This is a genomic window from Noviluteimonas gilva (genome assembly GCF_009740395.1).
Taxonomy (GTDB): Bacteria; Pseudomonadota; Gammaproteobacteria; order Xanthomonadales; family Xanthomonadaceae; genus Noviluteimonas; species Noviluteimonas gilva.
Window position 1 is genome coordinate 1176695 of record NZ_WOXT01000001.1, and the last position, 21882, is coordinate 1198576.

The window sequence follows — 21882 nt, forward strand, 5'->3', positions numbered from 1 at the left end:
GAGTGGTAGGCAAATAGGGGCATGCCCGAAACGCGCGCCCGACTGCTCGCGGAAGCCGAGGTCCTCCTGCGGACCCGCGGCTATGCGGCTTTCAGTTACGCCGACCTCGCCGACCGCATCGCGATCCGCAAGGCCAGCATCCACCACCACTTCCCGACCAAGGAAGCGTTGCTGACCGCGCTGGTCGACGAATACCTCGCACGGTTCATCGCGAAGCTCGCGGAAATCGGACACACCCCCGTGCAAGTGCGCGAGCGCCTGCGCACGTACGCGCACCTGTTCCTCGACGGCATCGAACAAGGCTTGTTGCCGCTGTGCGGGGCGTTGTCGGCCGAACGCGCGGCGCTGCCCGACGGCATGCGGCCCGTGGTCGCGCGCTTCTTCCGGTTGCACCTGGATTGGCTCGTCGAACAGATCGAATCGGGCATCGCATCGGGCGAATTTCCGACGCAGACGAACGCGAACGATGCGGCGCACCTGCTGCTCGGCGCACTCGAAGGCGGCAGCTTCGTGGCATGGGCGCTCGACGAGCCCGCCACGATGCTGCGCGCATTCGATGCGGCGATGCGCACCCTCGCACCACAACGCATGGCGCCGGCGACACGGCGCTCTTCCCCCAGGAGATCGTCATGAGCAACACGTATCGCGGCACCTGCTTCTGCGGTGCCGTCGAAGTCGAAACCACGGGCGCGCCGGTCGGCATGGGTTATTGCCATTGCCAGTCCTGCCGCAGCTGGTCCGCGGGGCCGGTCAACGCCTTCACGCTATGGCAGCCCGATGCGGTGCGCGTGACGAAGGGACAGGAAGTCCTCGGCCACTTCAGCAAGACGCCGCTGAGCGATCGGCATTACTGCACGCAGTGCGGCGGACACGTCATGAACAAGCATCCGCCGCTGAATCTCGTCGACGTCTTCGCGGCCATGTTGCCGACGCTGAAGTTCGAGCCCGGCGTGCACGTCAATTACGCCGAGACCGTCCTCCCGATGAAGGACGGCCTGCCGAAGTTGAAGGATTTCCCGAAGGAACTCGGCGGCAGCGGCGAAACGCTGCCCGAGTGACGCAAGCGGACCCGGCCTCGGCCGGGTCCTTTCTTTTTCATGTCGCGGCGGCCGTCTTTTTCTCGTTGCCGAGCCAGCGATAGAAGCGCACCACCAGTTCTTCGGCGACCAGCATCGCGATCACCACCACGATCAGCACGACGATGCCGTTCCAGCGGCCTTCGAAACGCACCGCATCACCGAACGCCATCGACAACGCTTCGAGGATCACGAACTTCGAGCCGAACAACACCACCCATGCGAAGAAGAACTTCAGGAAGGTCATCAATGCACCGGGCCGGGGCTTGAAGAAGTCCATGACCAGGTGCTCGACCCAGATCGTCACCTTCAACAACACTTGCAGCAGCAGCGCGGCCAGCAGCGAGATGCTGAAGGAATCGACGAAGACCTTGCCCGAGAACTCGACGAACAGGTTGAGCACCACCAGGTCGATCAGGACGGCCGTGAAGTAACGCATGAACATGCGCTGCCGATCCGATGGCATCTGGGCCGAAACGGGCATCAGGCCTTCGCTGGACATGGTCGCGCTCCGCTGTTCGGGGACGGCGGAATAGTCCCACGGTTTCGAGGCGTCGAGCCACTTCGCGCATGGGACCAAAGTCCATGTCGCGACGCTTCCGGTGCGACGTCGAGACCGCCCTTCCGGGCGTAGACTCGGCGCAGCCCCGGTGGAGTCGGTATCCATGAGCGAGCGTCCACGCAGCCTCACCCTGCAGTTCCTCGCCGAGCCCACCGACGTGAACTTCGGCGGCAAGGTGCACGGCGGCGCCGTCATGAAGTGGATCGACCAGGCGGGCTTCGCCGCGGCGGTCGGATGGAGCGGGCGGTATTGCGTGACGGTCGCGGTGGGCGGCATCCGCTTCCTCGCGCCGGTGAAGATCTCCGACCTGGTGTCGGTGTCCGCGATGCTGGTGCGCACGGGGCGCACGTCGATGCAGTTCGCCGTCGACGTGCGCGCACGCAGTCCGTTGGGTGGCGACGATCGCCTGTGTACGCATTGCATCATTTCGTTCGTCGCGGTCGATCGGGAAACCGGAGCCACACTCGAAGTTCCTTCGTGGGCGCCGGCGAACGACGAAGACCGCAAGCTGTACGAGTACGCCGAAAAAGTCATGGAGTTGAGCAAGGGAATCGAAGCCACCGTCGCGCGCTATGCGCCGACGAAACCCTGATGCGTCATCGGAGCCATCGACATGGTGCCTGCAACGCCTGCTGAACCCATCTGGTCGCGTCCGCTGCTCGACGTGCTGTTGCGCACGGGGCTCGTCGCGGTCCTCGCCCTCGCTTGCTACGCCGTCTTCCGGCCCTTCCTCAACCTGATGCTGTGGTCGGTGATCCTGGCGATCACGCTCTATCCACTGCAGGGCATGTTGCGGCGCCGATTGCATTGGCGGGAAGGGCGCCTTGCGACGCTGATCGTCGTCGTGATCATCGCGGTGTTGCTGGTGCCGATGTACTTCATGGCGTATTCGCTGGCCGAGTCGGCGCACCACGCGATGGAAGTGGCGCAGTCCGGGCGATTCCACGTGCCGCCCCCGTCCGACGCGGTCCGGGATTGGCCGATCGTCGGCGAGCGCCTGCATGCGCTGTGGACGCAGGCGGCGACCGACCTGACCACCCTGGCGCGCAAGCTCGCACCGCAATTGCGCACCTTCACCTTTGCCGCGTTGGGCAAGATCGCGGGCGCTGCGCTGGGCTTCGTGTTGTTCCTCGCCGCGTTGGCGATCGCCGCGATCTGGATGGCGTATGCCGAGAGCGCGACGCGCGCGGCCGAGCGGATCTCCGGGCGTCTATTCGGCGCCGATCGCGGACATCGCATCGCGGTGCTGTGCACGGCGACCATTCGCGCGGTGGCACAGGGCGTGGTGGGCATCGCCTTCATCCAGTCGCTGCTGATCGGCGTGGGCTTCGTGCTGATGGGCGTGCCGGGCGCGGGGATCCTAGCGCTGCTGGTGTTGCTGCTGGGGATCATGCAGGTGCCGGCGTCGATCGTGACGATCCCCGTGATCATCTACGTGTTCGCGACGAAGGGCTTCGACGTGGGCACGATCGTGTTCGGCGTGTATGTGTTCGTCGCGGGGCTGGTCGACAACGTGCTCAAGCCGTTGCTGCTCGGTCGCGGCGTGGAAGTGCCGATGCCGGTGGTGTTGATCGGCGCATTGGGCGGGATGGTGACGATGGGCGTCGTCGGTTTGTTCATCGGGCCCGTGCTGCTCGCGGTGGGCTACCAGTTGTTCTGGGCGTGGGTGGATACGCCGCCGACCGCGCAACCGGCACCGCCGCCCGCGCCGGTGACGGAATCTCCCACCGATGCCGGCGCGGACTGAGGGATAGCGAATGCTCGTGCGTGCGTTGCTGGCGGGCTTGCCCACCCTGGTGTTGTGCGTGGCGTTGCAGGCGCTGTTCGTCAGCCTTGCCTTGAAGTGCTACGACCGCATGCGGCCGCGCGCGGGTGCACGCCTCACGCAATGGCGCTCGGTGAAGCTGCTGTCGGCGATCATGATGCTGATGTTGCTCGGCAACTTCCTGCAGATGGGGCTGTGGGCGTTCCTGTTTCGCCTGCTCGGCGAATTCGCCGACTTCCCTTCGTCGCTGTATCACTCGGCCGTGAACTTCACCACGCTGGGCTACGGCGACGTCGTGATGTCGCCGCGCTGGCGCTTGCTGGGCGCGCTCGAAGCGGCCAACGGGATCCTGATGTTCGGCGTGTCCACCGCGGTGATGACGGCGGCGGTGATCGAGATGCTGCGGCTGGAGGCAAGGTCGCGCAACGACGACGCGAAGTAAGCCGGCCTATGCCGATGCCGCGGGCCGTGGCACGCGGTGCCAGGCGAAACCCATCATCACCACCGCGAACGCGCCCGCCACCGAGAACTGGAACAAGCGCACCAGCCACAGCGACAAGGAACTCGATCCTTCCGCGATCGCCTGGCCGAAGATGATCAGCATCGCGTTGCACGTGATCACGTAGACGGGCAACAACGATCCGCCGACCGCGATGCGCGCGCCGAAGGCGAGCGTCACGACGAACAGCAGCGTCGCGAGGAAGGGCACGTTGGGCGTCGTCAGCAACACCGCATGCATCAGGAAGCCCATCAACCCGCCGACGAAATTGCCCGCCACCATGCCCAGCGCGTGCAGGCGACCGCGCCCGGGATCGAAATTCGCCACCAGCATGACCGTGGCGATCATCACCGGCAGCACGTCGACCAGGCCGAACAGCAAATACACCAGCATCAGCGGCAGGATCACCGCGGTCGCGCGCAACGCCAGCGACAACGGGGAGGCGGCGAGGACGGGCGGTGGGGCCGGGGGCTTGGGCGGAATGGGTTCCGGCCAGACGATCCACACCAGCGCGATGACCGCCAGCGCCACCAACATCCCGCGCACCAACGCCAGCGGCAACACGTGCGCATAGGGCGGCGCGGTGAGCGCGATCACCGGGATCACCGCCAGACAGATCAGCATCAGCAACGGCGGCAGCGGCGAACCGCCGCCGAGCATCTTGTGGTACGCCAGCAGCACGCACAGCCCGAGCAATCCGAACAGGATGACCGGCGTGTCGCGGAACCACACCGACAGCAGGAACGCGAGCAAGGCCGCGAACGAGATCGAAATGAGCAATCCGATCGCGAGCTTCGGTGAGAGCCGCACCGGCAGGTTCCCCAGCAATGCCACCGTGAGCGCCGCGGCGAGGAAGGACGGCGACCACCGCAACAACTCGCACGCGACGAACGCCACGGTCACGCCGACCGCGAAGCGCAAGGTGGCATGCCATTGCGCCCTGTCCTGCTTCATCTCAGGTAGCTCAACCAGGACACGATGCGGATCCACACGCGCGCCAGCGGATTGAATACCGAGGTCTCTTTCGTGAGGACGACGACGTTGGCCTGCGCGCCCGCGCGCCCCGGCGGCAGCGGCGTGTCGCCTTCTTCGGGCGGATCCAGCACGACGCGCACGGGGAAGCGCTGCGGTTCGCGCAGCCAGCCCGCGGGTGCGGCGACGTCGGGCAGCGTGCCGGTCGGCGCTTCGCCGCCCTGCGTAACGCCCCAGCCCACGCTTTCCACGCGCGCGCGGAACACGCGGCCGGGATGATCGTCGAACACGACCAGCGCACGATTGCCCTTCGCGATGCGCCCCAGTTGGTTCTCGCGCATCGCCGCGCTCACCCAGCGCGGGCCGCCGGCGATGAAGCTCAACACCGGTTGCCCGCGATTGGCGAACTGCCCCGGCGCAAGGCGCAGGTTCGTCACCACGCCCTCCGCGGGCGCGACCACGCCCGTGCGTTGCAGGTCGAGCTTCGCCTGTTCGAGCGCCGCCAGTGCCTGGCGCACTTGCGGATTGCCGTCGGGGCCCTCGCCGAGGCGAATGCGCGCGCGCGCCGCTTCGGCTTCCGCCTTGCTGACGCTCGCGCGCGTCTTGTCGATGTCGGCCCGCGCGCGGATGGCGGAGGTCTCCGATAACGCGCGCTTCTGCGCCAGGTCCAGCACGATCTTGCCGAGTTGCTCGCTCGCATGCAGGTCTTCGCGCTGGAACTTCAACTGCGCATCGGCCACGTCCACGTCGGCCTGCGATGCGTCTTCGTTCTGCATCGCCACGGCCAGGTTGGCCTGCGCCGACTGGAGCGCGATGCGATAGGGGTCGGCGTCGATGCGGAACAAGGGCTGCCCCTTGCGCACTGCTCCGTTGTCGCGCGCGCCGACTTCGACGACGCGCCCACTCACTTCCGGTGCGACCTGCACCAGGAAAGTCTCGACATTCGCCTGCGTCGTGTACGGCGTGATGCGATCGGCGAACACGTGGTACACGAACATCACGATCAGCACGCCCAGCGTGATGCGCACCAGCTTGCGCATGCGATCGGGTCCATCGGTGGCCGGTGTCGTCGACATCAGGTCATTCCTCTTTCGTCCATTCCCCGCCGAGCGCGCGATACAGGTCGACGTGCGCGCGATAACCATCCCCGCGCGCAGAGGCCAACGACAATTGCGCGTTGAACAGGCTGCGCTCGGCATCGAGCACGTCAAGGTAATTGGCAGCGCCGTTGTCGTAACGCAACGTCGCCAGTTCGACCGCGCGTGCGAGCGCCTGCACGCGGCGGTCGAGCGCCGCGGCGAGTTCGCGCGTTTCGCGCAGCGACACCAGGGCATCGTCGACGTCGCGGAACGCATCCTGGATCGTCGCGCGATACACCTCGAGCGCCTGTTCGTGCTGCGCTTCGATTTGCTTGTTCGTGGATTCGATGGCGCCCCCGGAGAAGATCGGCCCGAGCAATTGCCCGGAGAACGACCAGATGCGTGCCGGTCCGGAGAACAGATCCTCGAGCTGCGTGCTCGCGGTGCCCGCCGAACCCGTGAGCGCGATGTTCGGGAAGTACAGCGTGCGCGCCACGCCGATGCGCGCGTTGGCGGCAACGAGTTGTTGTTCGGCCTGCAGGATGTCGGGGCGCCGTTCGAGCAGCGCGGAGGGCAGGCCGGGTGCGATCGCGGGTGCGTCGAGGGCTTCGAGCACACGGTCCCGCGCGATCGGCCCGGGATTGCGGCCGGCGAGCGTGGACAACGCGTTCTCCTGTTGCGCGACGGCCTGGCGCAAGTCCGGGATGGCGGCGAGCGCGGCTTCGTATTCCGCGGTGACCTGCATCATTTCGAAGTCGGAGACCGCGCCGCCTTCCAGGCGCATCTGGAACAACTCGACGCTCTTCTTCCGCCCGGCGGCGGTGGCCTCGGCGATCGCCAGGCTGCGGTCGAGCTCGAGCAGCGTGATGTAACCGGAGACGACGGTCGACACCAGCGTGAGCGCCACGCCGCGCCGCGCTTCCTCCGTCGCGAACAGGTCGGCGCGCGCCGCCTCGTTCTCGCGACGGATGCGACCCCACAGATCGAGTTCCCAACTCGCGGACACCCCGGTCGAATAATTGCCGATGGCGCCGCCGCCGAGGTCCTGTCGCCCCGCCTGCGCGGCATAGCCGACCTGCGGCAGCCCCTGCGCGCGCGTGACGCCGGCGCGCGCGGCGAATTCGTCCACGCGCGCGGTGGCGATGCGCAGGTCGTGGTTGGCCGCGAGCGTTTCGCGCACGAGCGCGTCGAGGTCGGGGTCGCCGAAGCCGGTCCACCATTCGGAGACATCGGCGAGCGAACGGGCGGCCCGTGCTTCCGGCGAATCGAAACGATAGGTCGCGGGCGCGTCGATGGTCGGGCGCGCGTAGTCGGGGCCCAGCGTGCACCCACTGGCCAGCACGGCGGCCAGGCCTGCAATCAACGCGGCAATTGGGGCCCGGACGTCGCGCAAATCTTGCCTCCGCATCTGCCGCCACGCTTGTACCACGGTGTATCCCCGGCAACTAATTGCACTTTGGGCCATGCGATCATGGCGACTCCCACGGGACGGCCGGAACTGCCTGCCGCCCCCGGGGGCGAATCGGTGGCCAGTCTAGGTCGGCCTTCGGGCCTCCGGCACCTGCGAAAATGCTTTTTCCATTCAGGACGTTAGAGTCGCGATGCTGTTGATGATCGACAACTACGACAGCTTCACCTTCAACCTCGTGCAGTACCTGCAGACTTTGGGGGCCGAAGTGAAGGTCGTGCGCAACGACGCGCTCACCGTCGAAGAGATCGAAAAGCTCGCGCCGGAGCGGATCATGATTTCGCCGGGACCGGGCACGCCGAACGATGCGGGCGTCTCGCTCGATGTCATCCGCGAACTCGGTCCGCGCATTCCCGTGTTCGGCGTGTGCCTCGGGCACCAGACGCTCGGCCAGGTGTACGGCGGCGACGTGGTGCGCGCGAAGACGATCATGCACGGCAAGACCTCGCGCATCCGCCATGAAGGGCGCGGCGTGTTCGCCGGGTTGCCCGATGCTTACGAAGCCACGCGCTACCACTCGCTCGTCGTGGCGAAGGACACCTTGCCCGATTGCCTCGAAATCACCGCGTGGACGGAAAGCGCCGACGGCGGCTTCGACGAGATCATGGGCCTGCGCCATCGCGAACATCCGGTCGAAGGCGTGCAGTTCCATCCCGAGTCGATCCTCACCGAGCACGGCCACGCGCTGCTGCGCAATTTCCTGCTCCAAGACAAGCGGAAGCGTTGAGGATGACCATCACGCCACAACAAGCGTTGCAACGCACGATCGAGCATCGTGAAATCTTCCACGACGAAATGGTCGAGCTGATGCGCGCGATCATGCGCGGCGAGGTGTCGCCGACGATGACCGCGGCCATCCTCACCGGCCTGCGCGTGAAGAAGGAAACCGTCGGCGAGATCGCCGGCGCGGCGACGGTGCTGCGCGAATTCGCGCGCCCGGTGCCGGTGCGCGATCGCGGCAACCTGGTCGACATCGTCGGCACGGGCGGCGACGGCGCGCAGACGTTCAACATCTCCACCGCGTCGATGTTCGTCGTCGCCGCGGCCGGCGCGCGCGTGGCCAAGCACGGCAATCGCAGCGTGTCGTCGAAATCGGGCAGCGCGGACGTGCTGGAAGCGCTGGGCGCCAACATCGAGTTGTCGCCCGGCGCGGTCGCCGAGTGCATCGACCGCACCGGGATCGGCTTCATGTTCGCGCCCGTGCACCATCCGGCGATGAAGGTCGTCGCACCGGTGCGCAAGGAAATGGGCGTGCGCACGATCTTCAACATCCTCGGTCCGCTCACCAATCCCGCGGGCGCGCCGAACATCCTGATGGGCGTCTTCCATCCCGACCTCGTCGGCATCCAGGTGCGCGTGCTGCAGGAACTCGGCGCGCAACGTGCTCTGGTGGTGTGGGGACGCGACGGCATGGATGAACTCTCGCTCGGTGCAGGCACGCTGGTCGGCGAATTGCGCGACGGCGTGGTGCGCGAGTACGACGTGCATCCGGAAGACTTCGGCATCGCGATGGCGGCCTCGCGTAACCTGCGCGTGAGCGATGCGGCCGAATCGAAGGTGATGCTGCTCGCGGCGCTGGAAGACACGCCGGGCTTGCCGCGCGAGATCGTCGCGCTCAACGCGGGCGCGGCGTTGTATGTCGCGGACAAGGCCGAATCGCTGGAAGCCGGCATCGCGCTGGCGCGCCGCGCGATCGCCTCGGGCGCGGCGCGCGCGAAGCTCGACGAATTCATCTCCGCCACGCGCGCGCTCGCCGGAGCCGCCGCATGAGCATGCACGCGGGGTTCGCGAACCTGCCCGAACCGCCGTACTACGCGGTGATCTTTTCCTCGTTGCGCAACGGCGACGACGAAGCCGGTTACGCCGCCGCCGCCGACCGCATGCTCGAACTGGCCGCGCAACAGCCGGGCTATCTCGGCGCCGAAAGCACGCGCGGCAGCGACGGCTTCGGCATCACCGTGTCCTACTGGGCGAGCGAAGCCGCGATCTCCGCATGGAAGCACCAGGCCGAACACGCCGCGACGCGCAACTACGGACGCAAACATTGGTATGAACATTTCGAGTTACGCGTTGCGAAAGTCGAGCGCGCCTACGGCAAGCCGACGAAGGGTTGAAATGAAGGACGTCCTGAACACCATCCTCGCGCGCAAGGCCGAAGAGATCGCCGACCGAAAGCTTGCGCGTCCGCTCGAAGCGGTGCGCGAGGCGGCGTTCGCGATGCCGGAGCCGCGCGGTTTCGCGCAGGCGATCCGCGCAAAGCGCGCGCAGGATTTGCCGGCCGTGATCGCCGAGGTGAAGAAGGCGAGCCCGTCGAAGGGCCTGATCCGCGCCGACTTCGATCCGGCCGCCATCGCGCGCAGCTACGAAGCCGGCGGCGCGACGTGCCTGTCGGTGCTGACCGACGTCGACTACTTCCAGGGCAGCGATGCCTACCTGCAACAGGCGCGCGCCGCGTGCACGCTGCCGGTGTTGCGGAAGGATTTCACGATCGACGAATACCAGGTGTACGAGTCGCGCGCGCTCGGCGCCGACTGCATCCTGCTGATCGTCGCCGCGCTCGACGACCTGCGCCTGGCCGAACTGACCGTGCGCGCACTCGAACTCGGCATGGACGTGCTGGTCGAAGTGCACGACCTGGACGAACTCGAACGCGCGCTGCAGGTGCCCGCGCCGTTGCTCGGCGTGAACAACCGCAACCTGCGCACGTTCGATGTCTCGCTCGACACCACGCTGTCGCTGCGCGAGGCCGTGCCGGCCGACCGCATCCTCGTCACCGAAAGCGGCATCGTCACGCGCGCCGACGTGCAGCGCATGCGCGATGCATCGGTCAACGCGTTCCTGATCGGCGAAACCTTCATGCGCGCGCCTGATCCGGGTGCGGCGCTGCGCGAGTTGTTCGCATGACCGACGCACGCCTGGTCGTCTTCGACTTCGACCACACGCTGTACGACGGCGATTCCGGCGGTCATCTGGTGATGTGGCTGCTCAAGCGCAGTTGGTTGCGCTGCATCGGTGCGTTGCTCGCCACGCCGATCCTGTTGCCGCTGGTCGCGTTCCTGCCGACGCGGCGCTACGGCATTTCCGGTTACCTGTGGATCGGCACGCTCGGCTTGCACGCGCGACGCGAGCTCGACACCCTGATCGATCAATACGTCGCGCACGACGAACAACGCATTCGCGCGCGCCTGCTGCCCAAGGCGCTCGCCGTGCTCCAGCAGCATCGCGATGCGGGCGACCGCGTGCTCGTCGCCACCGGCGCGCCGCCGGAATTGGCGCGCGCGATCCTGGATTTCGTGGCGCACCAGGATCTGCCGGTGATCGGCAGCGTGTCGCGCCCGTTCCTCGGCGGGCTGGTCACGCGCGACCACTGCCACCATGAGAACAAGATGCGCATGGTGCGTGCGGCCGGCTATGGGCCGATCGATGTTGCGTATTCGGACAGCGCGGCGGATTTGCCGCTGTTGCTCGCGGCGCGTGCGCCCGTGGTTGTGAATCCGAAGGCGGGGCGTGTGGAGATGTTCCGGCGTGTGTTGCCGCCGGGGACGCCGATCCTCAATTGGGGTTGCGTGGATCGGGGTGGGGATCCCGTCTGAGTTTTATCCCCCTCGAGCGCGCTTTGCGCGCTCGATCCCCCTTGGAAGGGGGATGAGGCGCTAGTCGCCCAGCAGCTTCACGAAGTGGCGCGAGCCATCGCTGTAGCCGCACGCGTGATAGAAGGCGTGCGCGCCGGTGCGCGAAGGGTTGCTCGTGACTTCCAGGCGGATCGCGCCGTTGCGGCGCGCCAGCGTTTCCATCTCGCGCAACAACCGCCGGCCGATGCCCTGGCCGTAGCTGTCTTCGGCGACGACGAGCGCGGTCAGGCGTGCGACGTCCGCACCGCGCGTGAGCGAGTAGTTGAGCTTCATCGCCGCCAGGCCCGCGGGGGCGCCATCGCGATCGGCGATCAGCAGGAACTGCCGCGCCTCTTCGCGGAATTGCGCGATGCGCGCCTTGGCCTCGACGACCGTGCACGGATAACCGAGGGCTTCGAGCAGGGCGGCGACGGCTTCGGCGTCGCCCGGCTCGAAGCCGCGCACCCGCAACACGATGGCGGATGCGTCGGCGGACAACTCAGCGCGTCCCGTAGAGCACGACGGTCTTGCCGCGGGCGTGCAGCTTGCCCTCGGCTTCGAGCTTCTTCAGCACGCGACCGGCCATCTCGCGCGAACAACCGACCAGGCGAGCCAGCTCCTGGCGCGACACGCGCAACTGCGTGCCCTGCGGATGGCTCATCGATTCGGGCTCACGCGCCAGGTCGTGGAGCGTGCGCACGATGCGGTCGGTGACGTCGAGGAAGGCCAGGCGGCCGGCCTTGCGGCTGGTGTCGAGCAGGCGGCGCGAAAGCTGCGCGCCGATCATGTAGAGGATCTTCGGCGCGTCGGCGATCAGCGGGCCGAGCAGCAGTTGGTACAGGCGCTCGTAGCTGATCTCGGCCAGCTCGCACGGCGTGCGGGTGCGCAGTGCGACCTCGCGCCGCTCGGTTTCGATGAACAGGCCCATCTCGCCGACGAACTCGCCGGTGCCGAGATAGCCGAGCACCAGCTCACGGCCGTCGTCTTCCTCGGTGATGATGCTCACCGAGCCGTTGACCACGTAGTAGAGCGTGCCGGCCGGATCGCCGGGGCGGAAGACGTCGGTGCGGGTGGGATAGCGGCGGCGGTGGCATTGCGCGAGGAAGCGCTCAAGCGTGGGACCGTCGGGCGCGAGTGGGCTGGAGGCGCGTCGGAGCGGCGTGGCGTGGAAAGTTGGGCTCATGGGCGCTGTTGACTCAGGGGGATGTTGGAAACACGGGGGATCGCGGGAGCTTAGGCCCAATTCCGGGGCAGCGGTAGATACGTGCACGCCATGCGATGCCGCTTCCGGGCCGCATGCCGCATAATCGCGCCCCTCGACGGCTCCCCCTTGCCGTAGCACCACCCAAGGACTCGACCGATGGTCAAGCCGCTGCCGCGCCTCAAGCTCCAGGGTTTCAACAACCTGACCAAGGCGCTGTCGTTCAACATCTACGACGTCTGCTATGCGGTGTCGGAAGAGCAGCGCCAGCGCTACATCGAATACATCGACGAGGAATACAACGCCGACCGCCTCACCCAGATCCTGACGGACGTGGCGGAGATCATCGGCGCCAACATCCTCAACGTGGCCCGCCAGGACTACGACCCGCAGGGCGCGTCGGTGACCATCCTGATCAGCGAGCAGCCGGTCGTGGAGAAGGCGCTGGCCAAGGGCGTGATCTCCGAGGCGGTGGTCGCGCACATGGACAAGTCGCACATCACGGTGCACACCTATCCGGAGACCCACCCGGACAACGGCATCGCGACCTTCCGCGCCGACATCGACGTGGCGACCTGCGGCGTGATCTCCCCGCTGAAGGCCCTGAACTACCTGATCGAGAGCCTGGAATCGGACATCGTGGTGATGGATTACCGCGTGCGCGGCTTCACCCGCGACATCAAGGGCCGCAAGCACTACATCGACCACAAGATCAACTCGATCCAGGATTACCTGGCCAAGAACGTGAAGTCGCGCTACGAGATGCTCGACGTCAACGTCTACCAGGAAAACATCTTCCACACGAAGATGCACCTGAAGGAATTCGACCTCGACAACTATCTGTTCGAGGAAAAGGCGAAGAACCTGTCGTTCAAGGAGCGCATGAAGATCGAGGCGCGCCTGAAACGCGAGATCGAAGAGCTCTACCACGGTCGAAACCTGACCGAATAACCTCCCCTCCAGGGGAGGTCAAAAAGAAACCCGCCGACGGCGGGTTTCTTTTTGGGTGGGGTAAAGGAACGACGAATCAGATCCGGTAAGCAATCGCCTTCATCAGGTTAGAAGCCGCCGCCATCAACGTCGGCACCGGCTGCGGCAACACCCGCGCCCCCTGCGCTTCCGCGTGGTCCGCATGCCGCGCTTCATCGGCCTTCATCGTTTCCAGGATCGCGCGGCTGCGCAGGTCGGCGGCGGGCAGGCGCTCGAGGTGTTCGTGCAGGTGGGCTTCCACCTGGCGCTCGGTTTCGACCACGAACCCGAGGTTCCACCCATCGCCCCGCAGGCCGGCGAGCACGCCGATCGCGTAACTGCCGGCGTACCAGACCGGGTTGAGCAGGCTGGGGCGGGCGTCGAGCTCGGCGAGCCGGTCGGCGCACCAGGCCAGGTGGTCGGTCTCTTCGGCCGCGGCGGCGAGCAGGGCCTGGCGCGTCTGAGGGTCGCGTGCGACGGAGGCCTGGCCGACATAGAGCGCCTGCGCGCAGACCTCGCCGACATGGTTGATGCGCATCAGGCCGGCGGCGTGCCGGCGCTCGTCGTCTTCCAGCACGACGTCCGCGGTTTCGCCCGCGGGGTTGTCGCGGGTCGGGTCGGGGCGGCCGAAGACGGTCGACAGCGCGTTCTGGGCGTCGATCAGGAAGCGGTCCAGCGGAGTGATTTCACGCGGCATGGGCGCCAGTGTAACGATCCTGTTCCCGCAATCCGGGCGATCCGCGCCCGCGAGGGGAGTTCAGGTCACTGAATGTCTTCTTTCGGTAACCGTGATCGGCGTCCTATTCCATTCGTGAGGTTTTTCACCTTAGACTCGGCTGAACTGAGTTGAAACCGAGACTCGGGTCACAGGGGTTGGGGTCTACGCATCGCAGGGAGCGGCGCGGGGCTTCGTAAAAAATTATCAGGGGAACAACTTGAAGATCGATCGCACCCGTGCGAGCCGCAAGGCCGCCCGTCGCTACAACGTTTCTCCCGTCGCGCGCGCCGTTCGCTCCGTTCTCACCATCTCCGCCGCCGCCCTGATGTTCTCGGGCACCGGCGTCGTCCTCGCGAAGTCGCCGGTCGTTGCGCCGCTCCCCATCGAGCGCGCCAGCCTGTCGCATGAATTCGCGAAGGTCGTCGACCTGACCCGCGTCGCGGACGAATGGACGCCCAAGAGCGTCGTCGACGAAGAATTCGAGTCTTTCGCAGCGCCCATGGGCGTTGCGCAGACGTTCGCTGCAAGCGCGACCGTCGAAGCCTTCGGCCTGGTCGACGATCTCACCGTGCTGCCCGGCTCGTTCCATCCGGGCCCGGGTGGCGTGAGCGGCAGCGACGATTTCATCGGCTACAACGCCGCCAACTTCCCCGGCACGTACGGGTATGCGTGGGGCACCGCGACCGGCACGTCCACCACCGGCTTCGCGGACGGCTTCTTCGTTTCGACCGCTGGCGACTTCCACACCAACAACCACGCGACGATCGACGTCACCGGCTACACATGGGCCGCGGGCTTCGAAGTGGAAACCGGCGGCAATGCGCTCTTCGACAACAACGTGTCGGTCAGCGCAACCGCGACCGGTTACGACAGCATCGCCTTCGGCGTGTACCAGGTCGCCGACGGCAGCTCGACGATCAACAACAACAGCACGCTCAATGCGACGGCCAGCGGCGAATCCTCCACGGCGATCGGCGCGTACGCGCTGGGCTTCGGCGGCGACGCGAGCACGACCAACAGCGCGACCGGCACGATCACCGCGACCGGCTCGGGCCTGGGTTCCGACGCGACCGGCATGTACGCCGCCTCGCTCGACGGCAACGCGAGCGGCAGCAACGCCGGCACGATCACGGTGTCCGCGGATTCCGGCAACGCCATCGGCGGCAACGCCTTCTCGATCTACGGCGACGCCACGCAGACCAACACCGGCACGCTGGTCGTCAGCGGCTACAACGCCACCGGCCTGTATGCCTATTCGATCTACGGCGATGCGCTCGTCGACAACGACGGCACGCTCAAGGTCGACGGCACGAACACCGCCCAAGGCGGCTGGGCGAAGTCGTACTACGGCAACGCGACGGTCGACAACGGCGCGACCGGCGTGGTCAACGTCAACGGCACCTACGGCGCGGCCGGCCTGATCGCCGGTGCATACTACGGCACCGCGACGGTCGCCAACGCGGGCAGCGTCAGCGCGAATTCGGATCTGGGCGTGGCGCGCGGCGTGTTCGCGTACGGCGACTCGGCCGTCGTGACCAACGCCGGCACCGGCACGATCAACGCCAACGGCAACCTGCAGGCGATCGCCATCGATGCCGAAGGCCTCCGCGGCGCGACGGTCACCAACGACGGCGCGCTGACCGCGACGTCCAACGGCGACGCGATCGGCGTGTGGGCGACGAGCTACGGCGACAGCGGCGTGACCAACAACGGCAGCATCGACGTCGACGCCATCAACGGCATCGCGTACGGCGTCTACGCCGGTGGTTACAACGCGTACGTGCGCAATTTCGCGAACATCGATGCCGCGTCGGTCTATGGCGACGCGATCGGCGTCGGCGTGGGCGGCGTGTACGCCTTCGCGCAGAACGACGGCCTGATCAACGCCAACGGCGGCTCGGCCGGCGTGGGCATGTTCGGTTACGGCGTGGTGTCGGCGAACCTCAACAACACCGGCACCATCAACGCCACCGCCAGCGCGACCGACGGCTTCGCGGCCGGCATCCTCGCCGTCGGCGACGCGGCCGGTTCGTACAACGGCGGCACGATCACGGCCGTGGGCGCCTACGCCACCGGCATCGACATTCGCGCGACCAGCGACGGCTCGGCCGTCAACGTCAACCAGGTCATCGTGCGCGGTGGCGACGTCACCGGCATCAGCGTGCGCGCCAGCGGCGAAGGCGGCACGGCCAACGTCCTGAACTACGGCGTCGTGGATGCCGAAGGCGACCTGTTCGCCGTCGGCGTCGCGGCGGTCGCGCGCGGCTATCTCGGCACGGCGAGCGTCTACAACGGCGGCAGCGTCTACGCCTCGGCGAAGTACGGTTCGGCGCAGGGCATCGTCGCCTCGGCCGACATGGACGCGTCCGTCGACAACCAGGGCAGCCTGGTCACGCTCGGCGGCGACAGCGCCTACGGCATCCTCGCGCTGTCGGCCGACGGCGACGTCACCGTCGACAACGGCTTCCAGATGGCCACCGTCGCCAGCAACCGCGGCTACGGCATCGCGTACGGCATCGCCGCGCAGTCGAACAACGGCCTGGTCACGATCAACAACGACGGCCAGATGATCACCGTCGGCGATTCCACCGCGATGGGCATCTACGCCTCGACGAAGTGGAACGACGTCGAGGTCACCAACAGCGGCCAGCTGTATTCGGTCTCCAAGTACGGCGGCGCCACGGGCGCGATCGCGATCACCTACACGGGCGACGCGAACGTCTCCAACGGCGAATACGGCCAGGTCATGGTGCAGGGCGGCTACTCGGCCGGCGGCCTGCGCGCGATCTCGCTGTACGGCGATGCGAACGTCACCAACGACGGCGACGTGCAGACCACCGGCGGCGTGCTCGACCGCGGCCTGACCGCACGTTCGCTGTACGGCGGCACCGCGACGATCACCAACAACGGCACCATCTCCACCGAAGGCGGCTACAGCTCCTACGGCGTGTGGGCGCGTTCGGATTACGGCGACGCCACGGTGAACAACATCGGCGGCATCGAGTCGTACTCGGCGTACGGCGTGGCCTACGGCGCGCTCGCCGGCGGTGCGTACACCATCAGCATCGACAACAGCGGCGACATCCGCGCCTACGCTGCGGATACCGCGGCCGGCGTGCTGGCGTACTCGGTGGCCGGCGATGCGACCGTCGTCAACAGCAACTACCTCCTCGGCGTTGCGGGCAACGCGGCCTACGGCGCGCAGGTCATCGCGAATGCCGGCACGGCGACGCTGACCAACACCGCCGACGGCCGGATCGTGGCCAGCGGCTACAACGTCGCCGACGCGGTGTTCGCGTCCGGCGCCGTGGTGAACGTCACCAACGACGGCACGCTGATCGCGGATGCGGACGGCTGGGCCGCGGGCATCGAAGCGGTCGGCGGCGACATCAACCTCGTGTCGAACACGGGTGCCGACATCTCCGCCTACGCGTACTCCGGACGCGCCACCGGCATGTTCGCCAGCGCCGACGGCGATGCGACCGTGCGCAACGGCGGCGCCATCGACGCCGAGTCGGACGCGGGCGATGCGTTCGGCACGTTCGCGCAGGCCGGCGGCAACGCGGTGCTCACCAACGGCGGCGCGCTCAACGCGACCTCGCACCACGGCAACGCCTTCGGCATGGTCGGCATCGGCTACAACGCCGACCTCAGCCAGAGCGCCTCGATCACGGTCAGCGGTTACGGCACGGCGGTCGGCATCGAAGGCGTGGGCTACGCGCACGCGAACATCATCAACAACGGCGATGTCTCGGTGACGGCGGTGTCCGGCATCGCGGCGGGCCTGTACACGTACTCGGTGCACGACACGCGCCAGGTCAACAACGGCACCATCGACGTGCACGCCGGCAGTGGCCGCGCGTTCGGCATGTATGCCTACGGCTTCGATGACGTGGAGCTGGTCAACCGCGCGGGTCGTTCGATCACCGCATCGGTCGACAACGGCACCGCCTACGGCATGTATGGCTACGGCGGCCGCACGATCCTGACCAACGACGGCGCGATCGACGTCACCTCCGGCGACGGCGCGGCGATCGGCATGCTCGGCTTCGGTTACGAAACCAGCAACGTCTCCAACGGCGAAACCGGATCGATCCTCGGGCACGCCAACCAGGTGCTCGGCCTGATCTCCGCCGGCGACGTCGCGACGGGCTCGAACGCGGGCGACATCTCGGTGCACGGCGGCCAGCTCGCGATCGCGATGCAGGGCGCCGGCATCGACGAAGACAGCACGGTGTCGCTGTACAACACCGGCACGCTGTACGCCAACGTCTCCAACAAATACGGCACGGCCGCGGGCATGGTCGGCAGCGCCGACGGCGACGTGCACATCGACAACGCCAATGCGATCGACGTGCGCAACGGCCGAAACACCTACGGTGTGCAGGGCCGTTCGGAATACGGCACCGTTTCGATCGACAACAGCGGCGCGATCACCAGCTACGGCACCCTCTTCAACGGGGCCGCGTTCGGCATCGAAGCGTCGGGCTACGGCGGTGTCTCCGTCGATTCCTCCGGTTCCATCGTCGTCGAAGGCAAGTACGCCACCGGCATCCGGGCGATCTCCGAAGGCGGCGACGTCACGGTCGACAACTCCGGTTCGATCGAAGCGGGCGGGCTCGTGCGCCAGGCGCTGGGCATTCTTGCGATCACCGATGCGGGCGACGCCACGGTCACCAACTCGCACAGCGTGACGATCGAGGGAACCGCAACGGGCTCGGGGGTCACGGGCATCATCGCCGGTTCGTACAACGGCACCGCCACGATCCACAACGTCGATGGCGCGACGGTCACCACCACGTCCGAGTACGGCAATGCCGGCGGCCTGTACGCCTTCGGCCCGGACGTCACGATCGACAACGGCGGCGACGTGCTGGTCAGCGGCGGTCTCTCCGCGGTCGGCGTCGGGTTCGATTCGGACCACGCCACCATCGTCAATGGCGGCACGATCACCGTCGCGCAGACCGGCGGCAGCGCACCGCAGCCGCCGACCCTGACCGTCAACCCCGGCAACGGCATCGGCATCGCCGGTTACGTCGGCGATGGTGGTTCGGCGCATGTCACGAACGATGGTTCGATCGATGTCGCGGCGCTCGATTACGCCTTCGGCATCAAGGTCGACGGAGCGGGCGACGTCACGATCGACGGCACGGGTTCGATCAACGTCGGCGGGCAGACTGCGCTGGGCATCTACGTGGAAGCGCTGACGGTCGACATCACAACGGGCGAAACGCTTTCGGCCCATGGTTCGAATGTGGCGCTGGGTGTGTCCGCGTACGGCAACGAAGTCGCGATCCACAACGCCGGAACGACCGACGTATATGCGAGCTTCCACGCGGTCGGTCTCCAGGGCATCGGTATCGACGACGTCGCGATCGACAACAGCGGCGATTTGCTCGTGTACTCCTACGGCCACGAGGCGACGGGCATCTCGGCGCTCTCCGGCGCGCACGCGACCGTCGACAATGCCGGCGATATCTCGGTCTCCATCGGCCAGGGCGGCGACGGCGAAGCGTTCGGCATCCACGTTCGGAGCGGCGGGTACGGCGCGGTGGTGAACGGCGGAACGATCACCGTCGACGCCTCGGCGATGCCGCAGGACGGGCTCGCCACCGGCATCTTCGCGCTGGGCGAAGCGGCGGTGAACGTCGACAACACCGGCGACATCACGGTGACCGGCGCCTACACGGCGACCGGCGCCCACGTCTGGGGTCTCGATGCAAGCTTCCACAACGCCGGCGACATCACCGCGACCGGCCGCCGTGCCGCGGTCGGCGCGCACGTGGACGCCGGGACTGCCGACTTCGACAACGCCGGCGATATCACCGCCCACGCCTACCTGGCCTACGGCGTCCTCGCCTTCGGCGACGACCTCACGCTCATCAACGGCGGCGACATCACGGCGACCGCAGAGCTCAGCGCGATCGGCCTGGGCGCCCTGGGCGACGACCTCATTACCGCGAACAACACGGGCGACATCTACGCGATCGCCTACCAGGGCGACGCGATCGGTGCATTCGTGCAGTCGTACGGCAACGTCGACTTCGTCAACGGCGGCTCGATCACCGCGCACGCCGCGGGCGAAACCATCGGCCTGGAAGTTCGCGCCGAAGACGCGCACGTGACCAACAGCGGCCTCATCGGCGCCGTCCACCAGGACTACGCCATCGCGCTGGACCTCGATGTCGTCGGCAACGCCACGGTCGACAACGTCGGCGACATCGTCGCGCAGGCCTCCGAAGAAGGCAGCATCGCCATCCACGGCGGCGACGGCTTCGACCTGGTCACCAGCAGCGGCTCGATCTCCGGTGCGCTGTTGATGGGCGCGGGCGACGACCGCTTCACCAACGCGGCCGGCGGCACGTGGATCGTGCGCGGCCACGCGACCGACTTCGGCGACGGCGACGACGCCATCGTCAACGGCGGCACTATCGTGCTGCACGACGCGGCGATCAGCCTCGGCGGCAACAGCGCGACGGGCAACAGCTTCGCCAACAACGGCCTGATCTCGGTCCGCGGCGACAGCCTGATCGACATGGGCACCGGCAGCCCGGCGCCGCTCGCGGGCAACAACGCCCCGATCGACGTGCTCAACCCGGTCGCCTTCACCAACAACGGCACGATCAGCTTCCTCGACGGCGCGCCGGACGACGTGCTCACCGTCACCGGCGGCGACTTCGCCGGCCAGGGCGCGCTGGACGTCGACGTCTCGCTGCTCCACGGCACCAGCGACATGCTGTACATCGACGGCAACATCGCCAGCACCTCGGTGCAGACGCTGAACGTCAACGTGCTCGACCTGCTCACCAGCGCCACCGAGATCGACATCCCGGTCGTGGTGGTGGAAGGCGAGTCGACGGAGAGCAACGTGCAGGCGGGCAACATCATCGCCGGCAACGTGAACTTCAACGCGAACAACTTCCTCGACCTGAAGGTCGGCGTGAAGACGCACCTCAACGCCGACAACAGTTCGGTCGACATGTTCTCGCTGACGCTGGGCTTCGGTGGCCTCAACGACACCGGCGCCATCGCCACCGCGATCGCCCCGGGCGCGCACAGCCTGATGGCGGCGCAGGTCGGCACGTTCCGCCAGCGCATGGGCGTGTTCTCGCAGCTGGGCGACAGCGACAAGGGCGCGTGGGTGCGCGTGTTCGGCGACAAGGGTTCGATCACGCCGGATGCGCAGCTCGACAACCTGCCGGCGACGAACAACTTCGCGTTCGACCAGACCAACCAGGGCGTGGAAGCGGGCGTCAACGCGCTGGTCACCGATGGCTTCTTCATCGGCGCCAGCCTGTCGAAGTCGCGCGGCAAGCAGGACCTGTCCAACGGCTTCGGCAGCGACGACATCGACGGCACCACCGTCGGCGGTTACGTCACCTGGCTCGGCCAGAACGGCATGTACGCCGACGTCTCGTACCGCTGGATGCATTTCGACGCCGACATGACCTCCTTCGGCGGCCAGCGCGAAGTGGGCGGCGACGCCGGCGCGATCAACGCCGAACTGGGTTGGAACGTGTGGACCTCCGCCGGTGGCATGAAGCTCGTGCCGCAGGTGCAGTACACCCGCACGAAGGTCGAGAACATCGATCGCATCGAAGGCGACCTGGCGGACTTCGTTTCCGAAGGCGGCACGTCCTCGCGCGCCCGCCTGGGCCTGGAGATGGAGCAGACCTTCCAGTCGGCCTCGGGCACGAAGTGGACGCCGTACGGCGTGGTCAGCATCGTTCGCGAATTCGACGGCGAGACCAGCTTCACCGTCGCCGACACGTTCAGCGGTCGCATGAGCACCGAAGGCACCAGCGGCCAGCTGGAGTTCGGCGTGAACGCGAAGATCGGCGAGCGCGTCGACGTGTGGGGCGGCCTGAACTACCTCGACGGCGGTGCCATCGACGGCGTGTGGGGCGGCCAGCTCGGCATTCGCTACACCTGGTAACCGCATCGGTCCCGGCGGCTGTCGCC

19 protein-coding genes are annotated in these 21882 nt (G+C 67.2%); 12 read left to right on the forward strand and 7 right to left on the reverse strand.

All coding sequences use genetic code 11. The features are described 5' to 3' along the window. Positions 1-21: 21 nt before the first annotated feature. Positions 22-633 carry a TetR/AcrR family transcriptional regulator gene (locus tag GN331_RS05620; protein WP_156640866.1) on the forward strand — a complete coding sequence of 204 codons (612 nt, stop codon included), beginning with the start codon at positions 22-24 and terminating at the stop codon, positions 631-633. Continuing rightward, the gene (locus GN331_RS05625) at positions 630-1058 is read left to right on the forward strand and encodes a GFA family protein (protein ID WP_156640867.1); all 429 of its coding nucleotides are present in this window, start codon (positions 630-632) and stop codon (positions 1056-1058) included. The genes GN331_RS05620 and GN331_RS05625 overlap by 4 nt, the downstream gene beginning before the upstream one ends. Positions 1059-1095: 37 nt before the next feature. Here GN331_RS05625 and GN331_RS05630 read toward each other — a convergent pair whose 3' ends face one another. After that, positions 1096-1578 (reverse strand): hypothetical protein, encoded by a 483-nt coding sequence (locus GN331_RS05630; RefSeq protein WP_156640868.1) that lies wholly within the window; start codon positions 1576-1578, stop codon positions 1096-1098. Positions 1579-1741: 163 nt separating this feature from the next. On the opposite strand from GN331_RS05630, the gene GN331_RS05635 reads away from it, so the two are divergent. Genes GN331_RS05635 through GN331_RS05645 form a run of 3 tightly spaced genes read left to right on the forward strand, consistent with a single transcriptional unit; the run spans position 1742 to position 3845 of the window. Continuing rightward, positions 1742-2230 carry an acyl-CoA thioesterase gene (locus tag GN331_RS05635; RefSeq protein ID WP_156640869.1) on the forward strand — a complete coding sequence of 163 codons (489 nt, stop codon included), beginning with the start codon at positions 1742-1744 and terminating at the stop codon, positions 2228-2230. A gap of 21 nt (positions 2231-2251) precedes the next feature. After that, on the forward strand, positions 2252-3385 hold the full coding sequence (locus GN331_RS05640) for an AI-2E family transporter (protein ID WP_156640870.1): 1134 nt from the start codon (positions 2252-2254) through the stop codon (positions 3383-3385). Between the two features lie 10 nt (positions 3386-3395). Continuing rightward, on the forward strand, positions 3396-3845 hold the full coding sequence (locus GN331_RS05645) for a potassium channel family protein (RefSeq protein ID WP_156640871.1): 450 nt from the start codon (positions 3396-3398) through the stop codon (positions 3843-3845). 6 nt (positions 3846-3851) lie between these two features. Here GN331_RS05645 and GN331_RS05650 read toward each other — a convergent pair whose 3' ends face one another. The 3 genes from GN331_RS05650 to GN331_RS05660 are packed head-to-tail and all read right to left on the reverse strand — an operon-like array spanning position 3852 to position 7346. Next, complete coding sequence (locus tag GN331_RS05650) at positions 3852-4856, reverse strand: DUF2955 domain-containing protein (protein WP_156640872.1); 1005 nt, start codon at positions 4854-4856, stop codon at positions 3852-3854. Then, a complete protein-coding gene (locus tag GN331_RS05655) occupies positions 4853-5950 on the reverse strand; it encodes an HlyD family secretion protein (RefSeq protein ID WP_197427011.1) in 1098 nt (365 codons plus the stop codon). The genes GN331_RS05650 and GN331_RS05655 overlap by 4 nt, the downstream gene beginning before the upstream one ends. Before the next feature lie 4 nt (positions 5951-5954). Next, a complete protein-coding gene (locus GN331_RS05660; protein WP_197427012.1) occupies positions 5955-7346 on the reverse strand; it encodes an efflux transporter outer membrane subunit in 1392 nt (463 codons plus the stop codon). A 208-nt stretch (positions 7347-7554) separates the two neighbouring features. Here GN331_RS05660 and GN331_RS05665 point away from each other — a divergent pair, with 208 nt between their 5' ends. Genes GN331_RS05665 through GN331_RS05685 form a run of 5 tightly spaced genes read left to right on the forward strand, consistent with a single transcriptional unit; the run spans position 7555 to position 11014 of the window. Then, entirely contained in the window at positions 7555-8148 is a 594-nt protein-coding gene (locus tag GN331_RS05665) for an anthranilate synthase component II (RefSeq protein WP_156640875.1), read from the forward strand. A 2-nt stretch (positions 8149-8150) separates the two neighbouring features. Beyond that, a complete protein-coding gene (gene trpD / locus GN331_RS05670) occupies positions 8151-9191 on the forward strand; it encodes an anthranilate phosphoribosyltransferase (RefSeq protein WP_156640876.1) in 1041 nt (346 codons plus the stop codon). Further along, positions 9188-9535 carry an antibiotic biosynthesis monooxygenase family protein gene (locus GN331_RS05675; protein WP_231734338.1) on the forward strand — a complete coding sequence of 116 codons (348 nt, stop codon included), beginning with the start codon at positions 9188-9190 and terminating at the stop codon, positions 9533-9535. Before trpD ends, GN331_RS05675 begins: the two co-directional genes overlap by 4 nt. A gap of 1 nt (position 9536) precedes the next feature. Then, positions 9537-10325: an indole-3-glycerol phosphate synthase TrpC gene (gene trpC / locus GN331_RS05680; protein ID WP_156640877.1), complete on the forward strand. Its 789-nt coding sequence runs from the start codon at positions 9537-9539 to the stop codon at positions 10323-10325. Beyond that, complete coding sequence (locus tag GN331_RS05685) at positions 10322-11014, forward strand: haloacid dehalogenase-like hydrolase (RefSeq protein ID WP_156640878.1); 693 nt, start codon at positions 10322-10324, stop codon at positions 11012-11014. The genes trpC and GN331_RS05685 overlap by 4 nt, the downstream gene beginning before the upstream one ends. 60 nt (positions 11015-11074) lie before the next feature. Here the strand turns inward: GN331_RS05685 and GN331_RS05690 are convergent, their stop codons facing one another. Both GN331_RS05690 and crp read right to left on the reverse strand, forming a co-directional pair. Beyond that, positions 11075-11530, reverse strand: a complete 456-nt coding sequence (locus GN331_RS05690; RefSeq protein ID WP_156640879.1) for a GNAT family N-acetyltransferase — start codon at positions 11528-11530, stop codon at positions 11075-11077. Between the two features lies 1 nt (position 11531). Further along, positions 11532-12215, reverse strand: a complete 684-nt coding sequence (gene crp / locus GN331_RS05695; protein WP_156640880.1) for a cAMP-activated global transcriptional regulator CRP — start codon at positions 12213-12215, stop codon at positions 11532-11534. Between the two features lie 177 nt (positions 12216-12392). On the opposite strand from crp, the gene speD reads away from it, so the two are divergent. Then, positions 12393-13184, forward strand: coding sequence for an adenosylmethionine decarboxylase (gene speD / locus GN331_RS05700; protein ID WP_156640881.1), 792 nt, complete (start codon positions 12393-12395; stop codon positions 13182-13184). Between the two features lie 76 nt (positions 13185-13260). Here the strand turns inward: speD and coq7 are convergent, their stop codons facing one another. Next, entirely contained in the window at positions 13261-13899 is a 639-nt protein-coding gene (gene coq7, locus GN331_RS05705) for a 2-polyprenyl-3-methyl-6-methoxy-1,4-benzoquinone monooxygenase (protein ID WP_156640882.1), read from the reverse strand. A 238-nt stretch (positions 13900-14137) separates the two neighbouring features. Between coq7 and GN331_RS05710 the strand changes: the two genes are divergently transcribed. Continuing rightward, positions 14138-21856, forward strand: coding sequence for a hypothetical protein (locus GN331_RS05710; RefSeq protein ID WP_156640883.1), 7719 nt, complete (start codon positions 14138-14140; stop codon positions 21854-21856). Positions 21857-21882 lie beyond the last annotated feature (26 nt).

Excerpts from the sequence above, each read along its gene's own strand:
- GN331_RS05620 (WP_156640866.1), top strand. The coding sequence starts at position 22 with ATGCCCGAAACGCGCGCCCGACTGCTCGCGGAAGCCGAGGTCCTCCTG.
- GN331_RS05625 (WP_156640867.1), top strand. The coding sequence starts at position 630 with ATGAGCAACACGTATCGCGGCACCTGCTTCTGCGGTGCCGTCGAAGTC.
- GN331_RS05630 (WP_156640868.1), bottom strand. The coding sequence starts at position 1,578 with ATGTCCAGCGAAGGCCTGATGCCCGTTTCGGCCCAGATGCCATCGGAT.
- GN331_RS05635 (WP_156640869.1), top strand. The coding sequence starts at position 1,742 with ATGAGCGAGCGTCCACGCAGCCTCACCCTGCAGTTCCTCGCCGAGCCC.
- GN331_RS05640 (WP_156640870.1), top strand. The coding sequence starts at position 2,252 with ATGGTGCCTGCAACGCCTGCTGAACCCATCTGGTCGCGTCCGCTGCTC.
- GN331_RS05645 (WP_156640871.1), top strand. The coding sequence starts at position 3,396 with ATGCTCGTGCGTGCGTTGCTGGCGGGCTTGCCCACCCTGGTGTTGTGC.
- GN331_RS05650 (WP_156640872.1), bottom strand. The coding sequence starts at position 4,856 with ATGAAGCAGGACAGGGCGCAATGGCATGCCACCTTGCGCTTCGCGGTC.
- GN331_RS05655 (WP_197427011.1), bottom strand. The coding sequence starts at position 5,950 with ATGTCGACGACACCGGCCACCGATGGACCCGATCGCATGCGCAAGCTG.
- GN331_RS05665 (WP_156640875.1), top strand. The coding sequence starts at position 7,555 with ATGCTGTTGATGATCGACAACTACGACAGCTTCACCTTCAACCTCGTG.
- trpD (WP_156640876.1), top strand. The coding sequence starts at position 8,151 with ATGACCATCACGCCACAACAAGCGTTGCAACGCACGATCGAGCATCGT.
- GN331_RS05675 (WP_231734338.1), top strand. The coding sequence starts at position 9,188 with ATGAGCATGCACGCGGGGTTCGCGAACCTGCCCGAACCGCCGTACTAC.
- trpC (WP_156640877.1), top strand. The coding sequence starts at position 9,537 with ATGAAGGACGTCCTGAACACCATCCTCGCGCGCAAGGCCGAAGAGATC.
- GN331_RS05685 (WP_156640878.1), top strand. The coding sequence starts at position 10,322 with ATGACCGACGCACGCCTGGTCGTCTTCGACTTCGACCACACGCTGTAC.
- crp (WP_156640880.1), bottom strand. The coding sequence starts at position 12,215 with ATGAGCCCAACTTTCCACGCCACGCCGCTCCGACGCGCCTCCAGCCCA.
- speD (WP_156640881.1), top strand. The coding sequence starts at position 12,393 with ATGGTCAAGCCGCTGCCGCGCCTCAAGCTCCAGGGTTTCAACAACCTG.
- coq7 (WP_156640882.1), bottom strand. The coding sequence starts at position 13,899 with ATGCCGCGTGAAATCACTCCGCTGGACCGCTTCCTGATCGACGCCCAG.